A 16791-nucleotide genomic window follows, 5' to 3' on the forward strand; every position below is an offset into this window, starting at 1 on the left:
TGAATTTATTCTATTCCATTAATTTTATCTGTTTTTTTTGCATCTTGGTTCCATAATAAATTTCTATGGATGTAAGAGTAAAATTTTTGGGTGGAGCCCAATCCGTAACAGGTTCAAAATTCTTATTAGAAGTTGATGATTTCAAAATTTTAATCGACTGCGGACTATTTCAAGGGCTTAAAAAATTAAGATTAAGAAATTGGGAGGATTTTCCAATTGATGTAAAAGAAATTGATGCCATAATTTTGACGCATGCTCATTTAGACCATTCAGGCTATGTACCAAGAATGGTAAAACAAGGGTATAAAAAGCATGTGTGTTGTACAGAAGCCACAGCAGACTTACTCGAAATCATGTGGATGGATTCTGCCAAATTGCAAGAAGAAGAAGCTGAATTTGCGAAGAAAAAAGGCTACTCTAAGCATGAAAACCCTCTCGCTTTATATGACCAAAAAGATGCTGAAGCAGCTTTGAAAACGGTGGTGCCTAAAAAATTTGAAAACCTTTTTGACCTTACCGAAAATATTCAAATAAAATTCCACCCTGCTGGTCATATTTTGGGAGCATCTTCAGTGGAAGTAATCTTAAAGGGAACTACGCAAGAGAAAAACATTATTTTCAGTGGGGATTTGGGTCGAAATTCTGACCCTGTACTCTTCCCTCCTACCTTCTTTAAGAATTCTGATGTGGTATTTTTAGAATCTACTTATGGAGATCGACTGAATGATGTATCTAAAGTTCAAGAGGAATTAAAACAGCATATTTTAGATCATATGAATGAGGGAGTCATAATGATTCCTGCATTTACAGTAGGCAGAACCCAAAATCTACTATTCTACTTACATGAATTGATGAGAACCGGCCAAATTCCTCATTTGCCAGTTTATTTGGATAGTCCTATGGCCATTAGTGTTACTCATTTATATAAAAAATACGATAATCAGCACCGATTACAGGATAAAGACATATTTGACGATAAAAATTTCCATTACATCAGAGAGCATCAGCAATCCAGAACACTGGATGCACTAGAAAATAGAGCCATTATTATTTCGGCTAGTGGAATGTTGACCGGTGGCCGAATCCTAAGCCATTTATTCAAAAGGTTAGGAAATAAAAATGATCTTTTGCTTATGGTTGGCTTTCAAGCTGAAGGAACCAGAGGACGGGATATTTTAGAAGGCAAAGAAAGTGTAAAAATCTATGGCGAGGAAATTCCTATCAAATGTCAATTTGCTAAAATAGATGGGCTGTCGGCACATGCAGATCAAACGGAACTGATTGACTGGTATTCCAGATTTGAAAAGGCATTAAAGTTTACATTCTTAGTGCATGGGGAGGTTGAAGCTATGGAAGCTCTAAAAAATAAGCTTGAAGAAAAAGAAGTCAATAATGTTTTTATCCCAGATTATATGGAATCTTTTGAACTATTTTCGGGGATTTGAGCTGAAATCCAATGAGGTCCAAGCGGACGCATGAACCAAAAGCCGTAATGAACTAGACTGCAATAGTGCAAGCATCCGCTTGTGCTATTACCAATTTTTGAGCCTTTTCAGGAATATAATCATTTTATCCTACCTAGCTTTCGGCAGCTGACACTCTTCACTTAAATCCTTCCGAACTGATAAAACTCAAATTGATAACCCCCAAATATCATGACAAAAATCAATTAAAAGGCAGATAAAAATCATAGCTTTCAAAAAAGTGATAAAAGTTACTAACTAACTGATTATCAATGCGTAAATTTGAATAAAACTAAATTCTGAAAAGCCATGAAAATAGAACAGATTTACACAGGATGCCTAGCACATGCAGCATATTATATTGAAAATAACGGAGAATCCGCAATTTTCGATCCTTTGAGAGAAGTACAACCGTACATCGACAGAGCAACAAAAGACAAGGCTAAAATCAAGTATGTTTTCGAAACACACTTTCATGCAGACTTTGTAAGTGGTCATTTGGACTTAGCAAAAAAAACAGGTGCAAAAATTGTGTATGGACCTACAGCCAAACCGCAATTTGAAGCTATTGTGGCACAAGATCATGATATTTTTGAAGTAGGAAACTACAAAATAAAGGTTTTACACACTCCTGGTCATACCATGGAAAGTACCACCTATCTTTTGATAGATGAAAATGGAGATGACCATGGAATCATCACAGGTGACACCTTATTTATAGGAGATGTAGGCAGACCTGATTTGGCACAGCACGTAATTGAAGATTTAACAGAAGAAAAATTGGCCGGTTTACTATATGATTCCTTGCACAAAAAAATCCTTCCCTTAGATGATTCTTTGATGGTATATCCAAATCACGGTGCTGGTAGCGCTTGCGGTAAAATGATGAGTAAGGAAACTACGGATACATTAGGGCATCAAAAAGAAACCAATTATGCTCTTCAGCCAATGGATAAAGAAGAATTTATTGAAAAACTATTATCTGGATTAACTCCACCACCTGGCTATTTTCCGAAAAATGTTATGATGAACATTCAAGGTTATGAAAGTATTGATTCTGTAATGGAAAAAGCTAAGCGACCTTTAAGCCCCGAAGCATTTGAAGCTGCAGCCAATGAAACTGGTGCATTGGTATTGGATACAAGATCTGCAGAAGATTTCGCTAAAGGTTTTATACCCAACAGTATCAATATAGGATTAGATGGAAATTTTGCCATGTGGGTTGGGGAAATGATTCCAGATATCAAACAGAAAATACTCCTAGTTACGGATGAAGGCAAGGAGGAAGAAGCTATGATCAGGCTATCACGAGTGGGTTATGACAAAACTATAGGTTATTTGGAAAGAGGCTTTAACAGCTGGAAATATGCTCATAAAGAAATTGATAAATTGAATCGAATAGATGCCAAAGAATTAGCTAGAAAAATGGATGACTCTCCTTTGGTAATTGATATTAGAAAGAAAAGCGAATATGATTCAGAACATATAATTGGTGCTCTTAATATACCACTAAATCAAATCAATTCTCATTTAGCAGAACTTCCAAAAGATAAGCCATTCATTATCCACTGTGAAGGAGGATATAGAAGTATGTTAGCCGCTTCCTTATTAAAAGCAAGGGGCTGGGATAATTTTGTAGATGTTAGAGATGGCTTTAAGGGAATAAAAGAAACGGATATTCTTGTATCGGAATATGTTTGCCCTACTACTTTATTATAAATATTCTATACAAGCCATAGCTTTGAGCTTTGGCTTGAATTCAACTTACATTTTAAGGTCTTGACACGACTGGCATTTTCGTTTTTTAATCCCAAAAAAGTCCAAACGGACGCTTGAACTAGGAGTCATAATGAATCTGACTGCAATGCGCAAGCGTACGCTTGTGCTTTTACCGTAGATAATAAGAGGTTTTAAAATCAATAGCATTTTCATTCTAAAATGGTCCAAATGGAGGCATGAACTAGCAGTGTATACCTTTTAATTTAGAACCCTAAAGCACTCTTCAATTTAGGATAACCTGTTTTGCTTACCGGTATTTTCTCCCCGCTTTTCAAAATCAAAACATGACTTTCTTTCTTATAGGCTTCTATTTTAGTGATTTCTGCAATTTTCACCAGATATGATCTATGTACTCTGACAAATGTTTCAGGATCTAAATGATTTTCATAATAGCTAAGAGTCTTGTTTTTGAGACACTTAGCTTCTTTAGTGTAAATATTTACATAATCATCATTAGCCTCCAAGTATTTAATATCTTGAGTAGGGATGATCTTTATGTCATTTCGGTCTTTTAGAACAATCCTAGTTAAATATTCTTGTGCTTCAGACGATTCATTATTCAGCAATTCTTGAACATTCTGAGCTAATCCGCTTTGCCTATATTTTTCTATTGCTTTATTAAATCGATCTTGAGAAAAAGGCTTTAGCAAATAATCAATTGCATGGACTTCAAATGCTTGTAATGCGTATTCATCAAAGGCGGTGGTAAAAATAACTGCTGGAAGTTCTTCCAGTAGCTCCAGCATTTCAAAACCGTTAATTTTCGGCATCTGCACATCCAGAAAAATTAAATCTGGCTGATGCTTCTGAATGGCTTTTAAACCTTCAAAACCATCATGACATATAGCTTGCACTTCAAATTCTTTGCATTCGGCTAAATATTCTTGGACTATGCCAGTTGCCAGGGGTTCGTCATCAATAATAATGGTTCTAATCATGATAGCTGTGGAATTAAAAGTTCAACAGTAAATTGCTGAGATGAAGCATTCGTTTTCAATAAATCATACCTTCCAAAAATAAGAAATAGTCTCCTACGGACAGCCTCCAAACCAAATCCTGCACCTTTGGCTTGACCCGCCTTTGGATCGAAAGGATTTGTAATGATCACTTCAAGGTTCTTTTCCTTTTTCCTAAAATCAACTTCAATGCTCACTTCTCCAGTTAAGCCATATAAACTATGCTTTATGGCATTTTCCAATAAAGGCTGCACCATTAAATGAGGGAGTTTCAGTTCGTTAATGCCTTCTTCAACTTTAAAAACAACTTGTAAACGATGCCCAAATCGGACCTTTTCAATATCCGTAAAAAGGTTTAAAAAACTAATCTCTTCCTCTACTTTAATCCATTTATTGGCTTCTTTCTGGATGGTCCCTCTCAAAAAATCAGATAATTGTAATACCATTTCTCTGGCCCTATCTGGTTGAGCTTTTACCAAGGCACTAATTGAATTTAAGCTATTAAACAGAAAATGCGGCTGCAATTGCTGGCGTAATTGATATAGTTCTGATTCTTTAGCCATTTGTTGCATCTTAACTTCTCTTTCTTCAGCTTCAGCTTGCTCTTCCAATTTCCCTTGAAAATTCAACATTAATGAATAGGCAGTGAAAATTAGCAGGATAATGAATCCACGAATTATAAAAATAGAGTTGAGGAAATCAGCATTATAGAAAGCATCTGGAATCACCCATTTTATCAGAAAATCTCCTGAAAACAGAATTATTAAGGATAAAATAAAGGGTAATATAAAAACAAGAATCACATTGCTTTTGGTGGGCAGATAAAACCTGAAGATGTTTTCCAGCAACATAAACCCTAGCAATAGAAATAAACTAAAAACTACACTATCAATTAAAGCAGAAGGAAAATTCAACCCATAGTGCATCAATAAAAGCGTGCATAAGCTTAACCAAAGTAAGAGGATACCGAGGAGCTTTATCCACGCTTTATTTTGATGCCTTATGAATTGTAAAAACATCTGTAAATTTAATAGGATTTAAATTCTAACCCACCAAAACTAACGGAGCCTTTTAAATACAAAATTTTTCTATCGGCTTCATCAACCGAAGGAAATGCTCTTTTATCTTCAATACCTGAAAATACATTGCTGACATCTGCTTGAATTTCCCAATGTGGTGGTATAATCAATTTCAATCCCCCGAAAGTCACTTCTACATCTAAAACCGCACTATCCTTTATTTCAGCCTTGGATAAATCAATATCTGCCCCACCAAATGCGGTGGTTATTTTACCACCTTTAAAATCTTTGGTAATTAATCTTCTTTGAACCGAAGCAAAAACTGCTTCTGCTCTGATATAATCACTTTCCACTATTTTTGCATCAGAAATATCAGTATTTGTTTCAACTTCTTTATCTGAATCAATTTTCGAATTTCCATATCTAGAACTTCTTCTAAAAATTAAATATAAACCAATGAGTATAATTCCAGCCGGCAATAGATAATCATAATATTCTGAAGGAATTAGACCTTCACGTCTTAAAAGAAAAAAACTACCTACCAGCAACATTATTAGACCAAACCCATTATTGAACCCATGTCGCACTATCGAAAAAATTCCAATTCCGATTAAAATAAATGGCCAACTGAACACCCAACTGAATTCAATAATATCCATTCTATCCAGCAATAAAACACTACCAATAATCAAAAGGATTACACCAAATGACAAATTGTTTCTTCCCGAGTTATGTTGTTTGTTTTTCATAAGTTCATTATTTAATGATGAAACAAACCTAGCATAGATTAAAGTAAAATACTTTTGTCAATAGGTCAGAAATTCCAAATTCTAGGTGAACGTCAGAATTGAGTCGGTGAAAAAGTCTAATTATTACATCTCCACACGATTTATGCCTGATTATGCAGATAGACACATCTCTTAGCGATGATTGTGTTATATGACAAAGTAGGACTAGCTGTTTTTTTTAATGAAGAATCAAATTAGGCAATAGCAGCCCCTTATTTCTATCAATTTTCTTTTATCAAAAAAAATTAAATACTTTCGTTTACTTGATTAAAACCTTAAACCATGATGAAAACTTTAATAGTGGGAGCAAGCGGTACCACTGGAAAACATTTAGTAGAGCAATTCTTAGCTGCCAGAAAAGAAGTTAAGATAATTGTACGTCCTACGGCCAAAATCCCTGAATTTTGGCATCAAAATGAGCTAGTTCAGATAATCCATGGAAATATTTCAGAAATGAAAGTAGATGAAATGAATGAAATCATTTCAGATTGCGATTCCTTTGCTTCCTGCTTAGGACATAATTTAACTTTTAAAGGCATTTTCGGAAAGCCACGTAAATTGGTGGCAGATGCTGTTCAACTTATTTGCGATGCCATTTCAAAAAATAATCCTGAACAAGCTGTAAAATTTGTTTTGATGAATACAGTTGGAAATCAAAATAGAGATATCAATGAACCCATTTCCACTGCTCAGAAAATTGTTATTGCTCTGATTCGATTACTTGTTCCTCCACAAGCTGATAATGAAAAAGCAGCTGATTTTCTTCGAATTAAGGTTGATCAAAAAGACTCTAATATCGAATGGGTAGCTGTTCGACCTGATGCTCTAATCAATGAAAAATCGGTCACGGATTACAGTCTTCACCCTTCCCCTATTCGAAGTGCCATTTTCAATCCAGGTGAAACAAGCAGGATTAATGTTGCTCATTTTATGGCTCAATTAATTTTAGATGATGATTTATGGAATGAATGGAAAGGACAGATGCCTGTGATTTATAATGAATAATTCAAAAACATACTATTTCAATAATACCAAAAAATTGTTGACAACTACTATAGCTACTACTTTGAAAGTTTAGCTTTGTGATTCAAAAAAAATTAAAACTACAAAATGCGATCTCAACTATTTATACTTTTTCTATTCTTCTCAATAAACTACAAGTCATTTGCCCAAACAGATAGCTCAATTTTCAATTTCACAAAGCATAAGATAGATTCGAAATTCTTACAAGAAAATAGAGAATATTGGGTAAGTCTTCCTTTAAACTATTCTGAAACTGTAAATTATAATGTAATGTATGTGTTTGATGCTGAATGGAGATTTGATTTAATCAGAAATATTGAGTTCGATTTCTCTGCAAATCAAAAGATTGAAAAGCATATAATAGTAGGGATACCGCATATGAATATTGATTACAAAAGAAATTACGATCTATCCTTTAGCCAATCCAGAACTGAATATGATGGTGAAAGTGTAGATTCAACTTGGTATAACAGTTCTAATTCTGGGGGAGGTCATAATTTTTATAACTATTTAACACAAGAATTGATACCTTCAATAGATTCAATTTACGCTACTAATGGAAATAACACACTCGTAGGACATTCAATGGGCGGATATTTTGGCGCTTATATTTTGTCTATGAATCATCCTTTTAGCACACTTCACTTGTATGACCCATCCATTTGGTATAGTAATGGAGAGGCAGTTGAAGTTATTAAAAACGGAATCAAAAAAGATGGTGCTGTAAATATTTTGATAACCTACCAGCCAAAACCTAGCTTTCATAAACAAAAAATTGAAGCTCTAATAGATGAACTAAAAAAAATAGAAAGTATCAATCTTAATTATTATTTATACGAAAAAGAAACACACAATTCTCTATTTCTTCCAAGTTTCATGAAAGGAATAAATTTGTTAATGGAGAATAAACAAGAATAAAAAAAAAAGAAATAGATAATGAAGGATATATTCTTGAATAAATTTCTGTTATGATTTCTTTTTTTAATCTTTTTTATCTGTTGTGGTGGTTTCAATAATTTTCAGATATCGCTATTCCTGCATTTAAACGCATATCTTACAAAGAATTTCACTAAATTTCAAAAAACTTTACAACCCCACGCAACCGTTGGGAACTCAACTGCATCTTGAAGATGTAACCAGCAATAATGAAAGTGTTTATCAACAAATCTAAAACGGAAGAAGACTTAATAGCAGGATGCATTAAGCAAAAAGCAAGTGCCCAGCGAGCCTTGTTTGACAAATACTCCGGCAGGATGCTAAGCCTTTGCAGACGGTACGTAAAAGACGTTCTGGAAGCAGAGGGTGTAATGATAATCGCTTTCACAAAAATCTTCGAGCGAATTGAACAGTACACGGGAGAAGGAAATTTTGAAGGCTGGATGAAACGCATCATGGTGAATGAATCTTTACAATATCTGAGGAAGCATAAGAACATGCAACTCAACATTGATATTGAAGAAGCACATCATTTACCAAATTTAGATGCCATGGAAGATCACTTGCAAACGGAAGATTTAATGCAATTGATAGCGGAATTACCGGTGGGCTATAGAACGGTTTTTAACCTCTACGCCATTGAAGGTTTTTCTCATAAGGAGATAGCCGAACAGTTAAAAATTAATGAAAACACTTCCAAATCACAGTTAAGCAGAGCAAGGGTTTACTTGCAAAAACGCTTAACAGAAATGGAACAAGAAATAGTAATAAGTCATGGAAACTCATAAAATAGATCAATTATTCAAGCAAAAATTGAATCGCCATAGCGAGCCAGTTTCAGCCGATGCTTTTGCCAAAGTGCAAGCCCAAATGAAAGGGAAAAAGCAAAAAAAGGAATTCCCTTGGATGATAGCCGCAAGTGTTAGCATACTTTTAGTTTTATCATTCGGATTGGTATATAATTTTAATCAGACAGAAGAGCAAGGCTTGGCAAAAATTGAATTAAATAATTCACAGTTAAGCTTTTCAGGAAATGACATGATAGCAAAGCCTGAAATTGAAAAAGAAGAACAGGTTCAAAAAACAGTTCCTACGAAAAAGAATATGTTTTCAAAACCAGCTCAAGAATCTTCTCCAGCTAAGCTAGTGGAAGAGGACTATAGTAGAATGGCTTCTATTGAAAAAGTTAGTGGTTTTGAGTCAGACATTAATATTGATCTAATTCCAGAATTAAGACTATCTCCACAAAAGCATGAAAACATAGTGATTGTTGAAATTCATTATGCTTATGCGGATACGAAAAAAGAAGAGAATTTAATAGTAAAGAGTAACAACAAGCTTAAATCACTGGCCAGTGAATTCAGTTTAGCGGATTTGAGAAGTGCAAAAAACGAATTATTTGCCTCTGCACTTCAATTTAACCGAAAGGATAACAATTAATAAATTAAAAAAAGACAGAGATGAAAAATATAATAAAAATATCAATGATTTTTTGCCTAGGCCTTATGAGTCATTTGGCTAGTGCAAGCGGTTGGAGCTCGGATACTCTAAAAGTGATCCAAGCTAATGGTGAAATGGTAAAAATTATCTTGAACAATATTCAAGATAAGGAAGAAGTGAAAGCTTTCAATTTGAAAAAAATAGTAGAAAGTATTTCAGAGAATGCAGGTGATTTACAGAATGAAGAAGTGCTCATTTCAGGAGAAAATGTAACTTATTTGATTAAGCAATCAGGAGATTACTATTACTTAAGTGAACTGAGCACTAAAAGTAACGATCGTTATGTAGTCCAAATTTTTGAAACCACTTCTAGGGCAGAATTAGATAAAATTAAAGAAGATGCCTCTAAAAGAGGGATTGACATAGCATATGAAAATCTTCAAATTATTAATGGAAAGATAGAAGCCATTACCTTGAAAGTAGATTGCAATGATGGATATTCAGGAACTGCTTCTACTACCAATATGCCTGAATCTGGCATAGGCTTTATCAGAGATTATTCTGCTAATGCAGATGCTCATTTTCAAATGGGAAAAATTTTCGAGAACAATGATGATGACTCAGATAATGATTGGAAAAGTGAATTTAGAAACGGTTTTAAAGATGGTTTTGATACCGCTTTCAATGAGGAAAAAGTAATTGAAAAAGATAGAGATCGATTAGTTAAGCATGATCATGATATTGATTTTTCAATGGGCTTGAACAACTACTTGAATTCGAACAATCAATTTCCAGATACTGACAACAAAAATTTTACTTTGGATCCTTTAACTTCTTGGACTTATGGTATTCACTCTAATCATAAAATATCAGTTAGCCCATATGTAAAGTTCAATTTCCAACTGGGATTATTATGGAACAATTTCGCCCTAGCTGACAATAACTATCAGTTTATCAAAGGTCCGGAAAAAGTAGAATTATTTGATAATGATTTAGAGAGACCTGACATTAGCCCAACTAGAAGTAAATTGAATATCACCTATTTGAATTTAAATGTAGTTCCTATGTTCCACTTCGGAAAAAGTAGCAATGCATTCAGAATTGGTGCAGGTCCGTTTGGAAGTTACAGAATTGCGAGTAAATCAAAATTCAAATATGATGATAAAGGCAAGGATGTTGTAAAAAACAATTTCCATATCAATAACTGGAAATATGGCATTAAAGCTCAAGTGGGATGGAAAGGAGTAGATTTATTCGCTACTTACGACTTGAGTCCAATTTTCATAGAAGATAGAGGACCAGAAGCTGACTATCCTCTAAGAGCTATATCTTTTGGGGTGATCTTCTAAAAGATATCTAAGATAATAGATTAAATACAGTGTAAATTTCGATTTGCACTGTTTTTTTTTGTCTTGAATCTATATTAAATGTTGTTACATCTATACTATAAAACTTTCTATCGAATAATATATATACTAATAATTAAAGATTGTATATTGAATTTTAATTAAAATCATAATCACCCATTTATGTCAACAGAAATCATCAACATCAGTAAACAAGAAGGTAACAATCAATTGTACCTAACAGATAATGAAGGTCATTCCGGTAAAGATAATATCACTACCAATGTAAAACCTGGCGATACGGTTACCTGGAAGCTAGTTCCCAATGGAGGAATAGACCAAATCACGGGAATTACTGCAAAACCTGATAGCCAAGATATTTTTTCAGTGGATCCTGCGCCCGTAAATCCAAATGATCCAGCTTCTGATTGGACAGGAACTGTAAGCCCAGACGCAACAGGCACAGAATCTTATAGTATTGGGTATAAAATTGGGGATGAACCCTTTATGGATGACCCTATACTAAAAGTGAATAACTAGTGTATCTCTCATATAGAAAGATTATAAAAACATCAATACTATTCTTAGTATTGATGTTTTTATTTCTAACTTCAATACTTGGACAAAATCAAAATGTAGCTGATAGTCTAAAGGGGGTACTAACAAATTACAGGCAAAAGGATACAATAAGACTAGAGTTATTACGTCAGATTTCGACAAATGAAAGAAATCCAAATAAAGCTCTTGAATATGCTGAAAAATTAATACAACTCTCTGAATCACTTCAAAGTTCTCTTTATCTTTATAGAGGACATCTTCAGAAAGGGCAGGCTTTAAGGGAAAAAGGAAATTACAAAGAAGCAATAAATTCTTTATTTAAAGCTGTAAAAGCAGCTGAAAAAGCCAATTATCAAGCTGGAATTGGAGGTTCTTATGTAGCACTTGCGGCTGTTTATGCTGTAAATGAAGACTATAAAAACTCTTCGCATTATTACAGCAGAGCAATTAAAATTTTACGACAAGAGCAAGATTCCATCACATTGGCTACTGCTTTATTGAATGCAGGAGACGGATTTGTGAATACAGGAAAATTAGATTCTGCTCTTCTTTACTTTGAAGAATCAGGCAAGATATTTCAAGAGGTAGAGTATTTAATAGGCACCGCCTACAATCTGGGCAATATGGGAATGGTGCATGCCCTAAAAGGGGAACACAGAATTGCCAAAAACAAAATGGATTTAGCTACTGTCATCTTAAGAGACATGGGTGATTTTTATCCTATAGCCATTTATGACCTCTACATAGCTGATATTTACAAAGAAAATAATGATTTAGAACGGGCTATAGAATATGCTCAACATAGTCTAAAAGTTTCTAAAGAACATTCATTAAAAGAGCAAATTCGCGATGCCAACCTTAAATTATCCGAATTATATGATGCCCGAAATAATTATCAAAAAGCCTATTTTCATCAAAGTCAGTATTTAGCTTACCGAGACAGCATTAATAGTGAAGAAAAAATACGGGAAATAGCGGATATGAGAACCGAATATGAGGTCAATCAACGGGAAACTGAGATTCAGCTATTAAAAACAGAACAAAAAAATCAATATATCATTTCTGCTTCCATGGCTATTATCATTTTGCTTTTGGGTATTTTAACTATTTTATATTACCGCAACAGCAGAAGCAGACAAAAGTTAAACTCAAAACTTCAGGAACAGAAAGAAGAAATTGAGGCACAAAGAGATCAATTGGAAAGCATTAATGAAACCCGTGAGAAATTCCTTTCTATTATTGCCCATGATTTAATGGGGCCTGTGAATTCCTTCAAAGGATTATCTGCCATTATGAAATTGAGCATTGAAAAGGAGGACAAAAAAGATTTATTGGATATCCACCAGGTTTTAAATAAGACCATTAACAATATGTCGAATTTATTAACCAATTTGCTTGATTGGTCTGTTACACAACAAGGAAGCATCCCCTATTATCCAGAAAAATTATACGTTCATCCACTAACATCGGAATTAATTGATTTATTCTTTAATACGGCAGAGAATAAAAAAATCAAGTTGAAATCTGAAGTAACACCTGATTTGGCAATTTGGGCAGATGAAAATAGTGTTAAAACTATTTTAAGAAATCTGGTGAGTAATGCTTTAAAATTTACTGAGGATGGTGGATCGATTGAACTTAGTGCAGAGAAAAAAGATGGATTCATAGCTATAAGAGTTAAAGACACTGGCATGGGAATGTCCCAAGAAAAAATAGATATGCTTTTAGCGGAAGACCACTTTGAAAGAAGCCAAGGCACTAAAGGAGAAAAAGGAATTGGATTAGGACTTCAATTAGTCAAAGAATTTACTCAAATGAATAAGGGCAAACTAGAAATTGAAAGCAAAATATACAAAGGCACTACTTTTACTGTTTATTTGCCAGATTACAATCAAATTCAATAGGCCCCTAATCTGGTAGCTAGCAAGGAACTGACAGAGATTAATATTAGCTTGAAATAAGAATCTTTCATTACTGCTATTTCAATTTAGAATTAAATCATTGCCTTTAAACCTCAGTCAATTTCCATTTCCCTCTTTTGAACCAGATAATTGAAATTATCGCTAAAAGTGCAAAAGCAAAAACAATCCCAAGATAAACGCCATCTGAACCTAAGCCTAAATTATGGGCCATGAAATAGGCTAGTGGGATTTGGAAAAGCCAGAAACATACAAAATTGATGACGGTTGGGGTCTTAGTATCCCCTGCTCCATTAAATGCATGGCTTAATACCATTCCGTACGCAAAGAAAATGTAACCAAAACATATATAGCGAACTGCTTTAATAGCTTCTTTCTTTACAGCTGCCACATCAGTAAAAATTCCTACAATTTCGTTTGAAAAAACATAAAAAATCAAAGAAACGGTAAAGAGGAAAGCCACATTATAGCGTGCTGCAAGCCATACAGATTTCTCTGCTCTATCGGGAAGTTTAGCACCTAAATTTTGCCCAACCAAAGTGGCTGCAGCATTGCTTATTCCAAAGGAAGGGAGAATAGTGAATATTATAATCCTCAAGGCAATGGTATAACCAGCCAAAACTTCACTACCGAAATTTGAAATAATCCTAACCAAAAATATCCAGCTAGCGGATTCAATTAAGAACTGCCCAACACCACCCGAAGCAATCTTTACTATCCGAGTAAGAACAGAAAAGTCAGGTTTGATATGTTGAAAGGAAACGCTGATTACGCCTGTTCCTTTTAATAAATGATAGACTTGATATAAAACGCCTATACTTCTACCGATAGCTGTTGCCACTGCTGCGCCTGTAACGCCCATTGCCGGAACTGGCCCCCAGCCAAAGATAAAAAGTGGATCGAGCAACATATTTAGAATATTACTAATCCATAAAGCCCGCATGGCAATAGAAGCATTTCCGGCTCCTCGGAATATCCCATTGATCAAAAATAGCAACATGATAGTACCATTGCTTGCAAATAAAATTTTAGTGTACCACTTGCCTTCTTGTATCAGTTCTTCTTCACCGCCCATTAATCGCAGAACATCCTCACCATAGATAAATCCTGCAACACTTAAGACTAAAGAAACCGCCAATGTTAAAATAATGGCTTGAACAGCGGTATGAGAAGCTTCCTTTTTCTTTTTCTCTCCAATTCTTCTGGCAACCATAGCAGTTGCTGCCATACTTAAGCCTATTCCCAAAGAATAAACAATAGTGATTACAGATTCTGTTAAACCTACTGTAGCCACAGCATTTGTGCTGACTTGCGCTACAAAAAACACATCTACTACCGCAAAAAGTGATTCCATCACCATTTCCAAAACCATGGGAACTGACAATAGAATAATCGCACGACTAATTTTTATATTAGTCAGATCTTCATTAGTGCCTTTTATAGCATATTGAAGGAACAAGACATATTTGCGAATTCTTTGGAGCATTTAAATGCGAATTACGCAAAAATTTAATAATGAGTTAATTTTAACTAATTAAATTGCTGTATCTTATTTTAAATTGATGAACAAAATGAAAAATCTACTTCTTTTTTGCTTGATACTTATGACTTTAGCATGCAACCAAACCCCTGGAACCTACGAAAACATAGATTGGCAAGGTCACAGAGGAGCCAGAGGAGTTTACCCTGAAAATACTTGGGCAGCATTTCAATATGCAATAGACCAAAATATGACTACTTTAGAAATGGATGTAGTCATTACCCAAGATGAAAAAGTTGTGCTTTCTCATGAACCATTTTTGAATCATAAAATTTGCTTAGATACTGCCGGAAATCCAATCAGTGAAGCAGAAGAAAAAGAATGGAACATCTATAAAATGACCTATGAGGATTTAAAAAAATGTGATTGTGGAAGTATCAAAAATCCTGATTTCCCGCATCAAAAAACAGTAAGCTCTCCAAAGCCATTGCTGTATGATATTATCAAAAAAACGATTGAATATTGTGAAAAAGAGGGGAAAGAACTCCCTTATATGAATGTGGAAATCAAGTATGAAGATGGCATGCAAAATGAATACCACCCTAAGATCAAGAAATTCAATAATCTGGTTTTTAAGGTATTATTTATGGAGTATCCTAAAGAGAAATGGAACATACAATCTTTTGATTTTGATGTATTGAAGCACTTTCACAAAACCTACCCTAAAGTTCCTTTAGCCGCACTTGTTTATAAAAGCGGAGCATGGGAACAGCAATTTGAAGAATTAGGCTTTACTCCAGCAATTTACAGTCCGTACCATCAATTGGTAGATAAAAATATGGTGACAGCACTTCATGAAAAAGGAGTAAAAATTATCCCGTGGACTGTAAACGAGGAAAAAGATGCTTCAAGATTACTTAAAATAGGTGTAGATGGCATCATCACAGATTATCCTGAATTAGCGGACAAATTCCGCAATAATCCTTAATTTTGCCTTCTCATTTTAAGAATTAGTGGTTATTTAAGCCTAATTACTAATTCATAATTACTAATTATTAATTAACAACTATGTCCAACAAAAAATATGATGTCTACGGAATTGGAAATGCCCTAGTAGATATTATCACAGAAGTTTCAGAAGAATTTGTACTTGAAAATAAAGTAGAAAAAGGAGTGATGACCTTAGTGGAAGAAGAGCGTCAAGCAGAATTGCTTAATTCCATGAAAATCACAGAAGAACATATGCAAGGCGGAGGTTCAGCTGCCAACACTTTGGTTGCTGCCAGTCAATTTGGCGCCAAAGGATTTTATTCTTGCAAAGTAGCTAATGACTTAGAAGGCACTTTCTTTTTAAATGATTTAAAAGCAAATGGTATTGATACTGTTTTAACTCCTGAAACAGCTCCAGTTGGTACAACAGGGAAAGTTTTGGTAATGACGACCCCTGATGCTGAGCGTACTATGAATACTTTCTTAGGTATAACGGCTGATTTTTCTGAAAAGGAGATTCATGAATATGCTTTGAAAGATTCAAAATATTTGTATTTGGAAGGTTATTTAGTGACTTCTGAAAGTGGCTTAGCCGCTATGAAAAAAGCCAAGAAAATAGCAGAAGAGAATGGGGTAAAAACAGCCTTAACATTTTCTGATCCTGCTATGGTTAAGTATTTCAAAGAGCAAATGGAATCTGTAGTAGGCGCTAGCGTAGATTTATTATTCTGTAATGAAGAAGAAGCAGCCCTTTTCACAGGAGAAAATGATACTGATAGTATTCGAGAAGAATTGAAAAAAGTAGCGAAGAGATTTGCAATTACTCAAGGTAAAAACGGAGCTATCATTTATGACGGAGACACTTTTATCGACATAGAACCTTATCAAGTTAAAGCAGTGGACACCAATGGCGCAGGAGATATGTTTGCAGGTGCGTTTTTATATGCTATTACCAACGGTCATAGTTATGCGGATGCAGGAAAATTAGCTTCTCTGGCAAGTTCAAAAATAGTGACTCAATTTGGCCCGAGATTAACTTGGCCAGATGCTAAAGAAATTTTGAATAAATGGAAAGTAGAGTAATTAATTAGTAT

The 16791-nt window shown here is 34.4% G+C and carries 15 protein-coding genes; 11 read left to right on the forward strand and 4 right to left on the reverse strand.

Features of this window, described 5'->3' with window-relative positions; translation table 11 throughout:
* Window positions 1–65: 65 nt before the first annotated feature.
* Both QYS49_RS17460 and QYS49_RS17465 read left to right on the forward strand, forming a co-directional pair.
* Window positions 66–1445, forward strand: coding sequence for an MBL fold metallo-hydrolase RNA specificity domain-containing protein (locus QYS49_RS17460; RefSeq protein WP_308349191.1), 1380 nt, complete (start codon window positions 66–68; stop codon window positions 1443–1445).
* 327 nt (window positions 1446–1772) lie between these two features.
* On the forward strand, window positions 1773–3182 hold the full coding sequence (locus QYS49_RS17465; protein ID WP_308349193.1) for an MBL fold metallo-hydrolase: 1410 nt from the start codon (window positions 1773–1775) through the stop codon (window positions 3180–3182).
* Between the two features lie 263 nt (window positions 3183–3445).
* Here the strand turns inward: QYS49_RS17465 and QYS49_RS17470 are convergent, their stop codons facing one another.
* Genes QYS49_RS17470 through QYS49_RS17480 form a run of 3 tightly spaced genes read right to left on the reverse strand, consistent with a single transcriptional unit; the run spans window position 3446 to window position 5966 of the window.
* Window positions 3446–4180: a LytR/AlgR family response regulator transcription factor gene (locus QYS49_RS17470; RefSeq protein ID WP_308349196.1), complete on the reverse strand. Its 735-nt coding sequence runs from the start codon at window positions 4178–4180 to the stop codon at window positions 3446–3448.
* The gene (locus QYS49_RS17475; protein ID WP_308349198.1) at window positions 4177–5217 is read right to left on the reverse strand and encodes a sensor histidine kinase; all 1041 of its coding nucleotides are present in this window, start codon (window positions 5215–5217) and stop codon (window positions 4177–4179) included. The genes QYS49_RS17470 and QYS49_RS17475 overlap by 4 nt, the downstream gene beginning before the upstream one ends.
* An 8-nt stretch (window positions 5218–5225) precedes the next feature.
* Window positions 5226–5966 (reverse strand): LiaF transmembrane domain-containing protein, encoded by a 741-nt coding sequence (locus QYS49_RS17480; RefSeq protein WP_308349200.1) that lies wholly within the window; start codon window positions 5964–5966, stop codon window positions 5226–5228.
* 321 nt (window positions 5967–6287) lie between these two features.
* Between QYS49_RS17480 and QYS49_RS17485 the strand changes: the two genes are divergently transcribed.
* The 7 genes from QYS49_RS17485 (at window position 6288) to QYS49_RS17515 (ending at window position 13212) form a co-directional block, all read left to right on the forward strand.
* Window positions 6288–7010 carry an NAD(P)-dependent oxidoreductase gene (locus QYS49_RS17485; protein ID WP_308349202.1) on the forward strand — a complete coding sequence of 241 codons (723 nt, stop codon included), beginning with the start codon at window positions 6288–6290 and terminating at the stop codon, window positions 7008–7010.
* A 105-nt stretch (window positions 7011–7115) separates the two neighbouring features.
* Window positions 7116–7946 carry an alpha/beta hydrolase gene (locus QYS49_RS17490; protein ID WP_308349203.1) on the forward strand — a complete coding sequence of 277 codons (831 nt, stop codon included), beginning with the start codon at window positions 7116–7118 and terminating at the stop codon, window positions 7944–7946.
* A 227-nt stretch (window positions 7947–8173) separates the two neighbouring features.
* Window positions 8174–8752, forward strand: coding sequence for an RNA polymerase sigma factor (locus tag QYS49_RS17495; protein WP_308349205.1), 579 nt, complete (start codon window positions 8174–8176; stop codon window positions 8750–8752).
* Complete coding sequence (locus QYS49_RS17500) at window positions 8739–9404, forward strand: hypothetical protein (RefSeq protein WP_308349206.1); 666 nt, start codon at window positions 8739–8741, stop codon at window positions 9402–9404. The genes QYS49_RS17495 and QYS49_RS17500 overlap by 14 nt, the downstream gene beginning before the upstream one ends.
* A gap of 20 nt (window positions 9405–9424) precedes the next feature.
* The gene (locus QYS49_RS17505) at window positions 9425–10753 is read left to right on the forward strand and encodes an outer membrane beta-barrel protein (protein WP_308349208.1); all 1329 of its coding nucleotides are present in this window, start codon (window positions 9425–9427) and stop codon (window positions 10751–10753) included.
* 180 nt (window positions 10754–10933) lie between these two features.
* The gene (locus QYS49_RS17510; protein WP_308349209.1) at window positions 10934–11290 is read left to right on the forward strand and encodes a DUF8788 domain-containing protein; all 357 of its coding nucleotides are present in this window, start codon (window positions 10934–10936) and stop codon (window positions 11288–11290) included.
* Window positions 11291–11343: 53 nt separating this feature from the next.
* Window positions 11344–13212: a tetratricopeptide repeat-containing sensor histidine kinase gene (locus tag QYS49_RS17515; RefSeq protein ID WP_308349211.1), complete on the forward strand. Its 1869-nt coding sequence runs from the start codon at window positions 11344–11346 to the stop codon at window positions 13210–13212.
* 103 nt (window positions 13213–13315) lie between these two features.
* Here QYS49_RS17515 and QYS49_RS17520 read toward each other — a convergent pair whose 3' ends face one another.
* On the reverse strand, window positions 13316–14713 hold the full coding sequence (locus QYS49_RS17520; protein ID WP_308349212.1) for an MATE family efflux transporter: 1398 nt from the start codon (window positions 14711–14713) through the stop codon (window positions 13316–13318).
* An 85-nt stretch (window positions 14714–14798) separates the two neighbouring features.
* Here QYS49_RS17520 and QYS49_RS17525 point away from each other — a divergent pair, with 85 nt between their 5' ends.
* The gene (locus tag QYS49_RS17525) at window positions 14799–15695 is read left to right on the forward strand and encodes a glycerophosphodiester phosphodiesterase family protein (protein WP_308349213.1); all 897 of its coding nucleotides are present in this window, start codon (window positions 14799–14801) and stop codon (window positions 15693–15695) included.
* An 80-nt stretch (window positions 15696–15775) separates the two neighbouring features.
* On the forward strand, window positions 15776–16780 hold the full coding sequence (locus QYS49_RS17530; protein ID WP_308349214.1) for an adenosine kinase: 1005 nt from the start codon (window positions 15776–15778) through the stop codon (window positions 16778–16780).
* Window positions 16781–16791: the final 11 nt, after the last annotated feature.

Source organism: Marivirga salinae (assembly GCF_030503855.1).
GTDB lineage: Bacteria > Bacteroidota > Bacteroidia > Cytophagales > Cyclobacteriaceae > Marivirga > Marivirga salinarum.

Coding starts and splice junctions, on each gene's coding strand:
- QYS49_RS17460 (WP_308349191.1), top strand. CDS start 66: ATGGATGTAAGAGTAAAATTTTTGGGTGGAGCCCAATCCGTAACAGGT.
- QYS49_RS17465 (WP_308349193.1), top strand. CDS start 1,773: ATGAAAATAGAACAGATTTACACAGGATGCCTAGCACATGCAGCATAT.
- QYS49_RS17470 (WP_308349196.1), bottom strand. CDS start 4,180: ATGATTAGAACCATTATTATTGATGACGAACCCCTGGCAACTGGCATA.
- QYS49_RS17475 (WP_308349198.1), bottom strand. CDS start 5,217: ATGTTTTTACAATTCATAAGGCATCAAAATAAAGCGTGGATAAAGCTC.
- QYS49_RS17480 (WP_308349200.1), bottom strand. CDS start 5,966: ATGAAAAACAAACAACATAACTCGGGAAGAAACAATTTGTCATTTGGT.
- QYS49_RS17485 (WP_308349202.1), top strand. CDS start 6,288: ATGATGAAAACTTTAATAGTGGGAGCAAGCGGTACCACTGGAAAACAT.
- QYS49_RS17490 (WP_308349203.1), top strand. CDS start 7,116: ATGCGATCTCAACTATTTATACTTTTTCTATTCTTCTCAATAAACTAC.
- QYS49_RS17495 (WP_308349205.1), top strand. CDS start 8,174: ATGAAAGTGTTTATCAACAAATCTAAAACGGAAGAAGACTTAATAGCA.
- QYS49_RS17500 (WP_308349206.1), top strand. CDS start 8,739: ATGGAAACTCATAAAATAGATCAATTATTCAAGCAAAAATTGAATCGC.
- QYS49_RS17505 (WP_308349208.1), top strand. CDS start 9,425: ATGAAAAATATAATAAAAATATCAATGATTTTTTGCCTAGGCCTTATG.
- QYS49_RS17510 (WP_308349209.1), top strand. CDS start 10,934: ATGTCAACAGAAATCATCAACATCAGTAAACAAGAAGGTAACAATCAA.
- QYS49_RS17515 (WP_308349211.1), top strand. CDS start 11,344: ATGTTTTTATTTCTAACTTCAATACTTGGACAAAATCAAAATGTAGCT.
- QYS49_RS17520 (WP_308349212.1), bottom strand. CDS start 14,713: ATGCTCCAAAGAATTCGCAAATATGTCTTGTTCCTTCAATATGCTATA.
- QYS49_RS17525 (WP_308349213.1), top strand. CDS start 14,799: ATGAAAAATCTACTTCTTTTTTGCTTGATACTTATGACTTTAGCATGC.
- QYS49_RS17530 (WP_308349214.1), top strand. CDS start 15,776: ATGTCCAACAAAAAATATGATGTCTACGGAATTGGAAATGCCCTAGTA.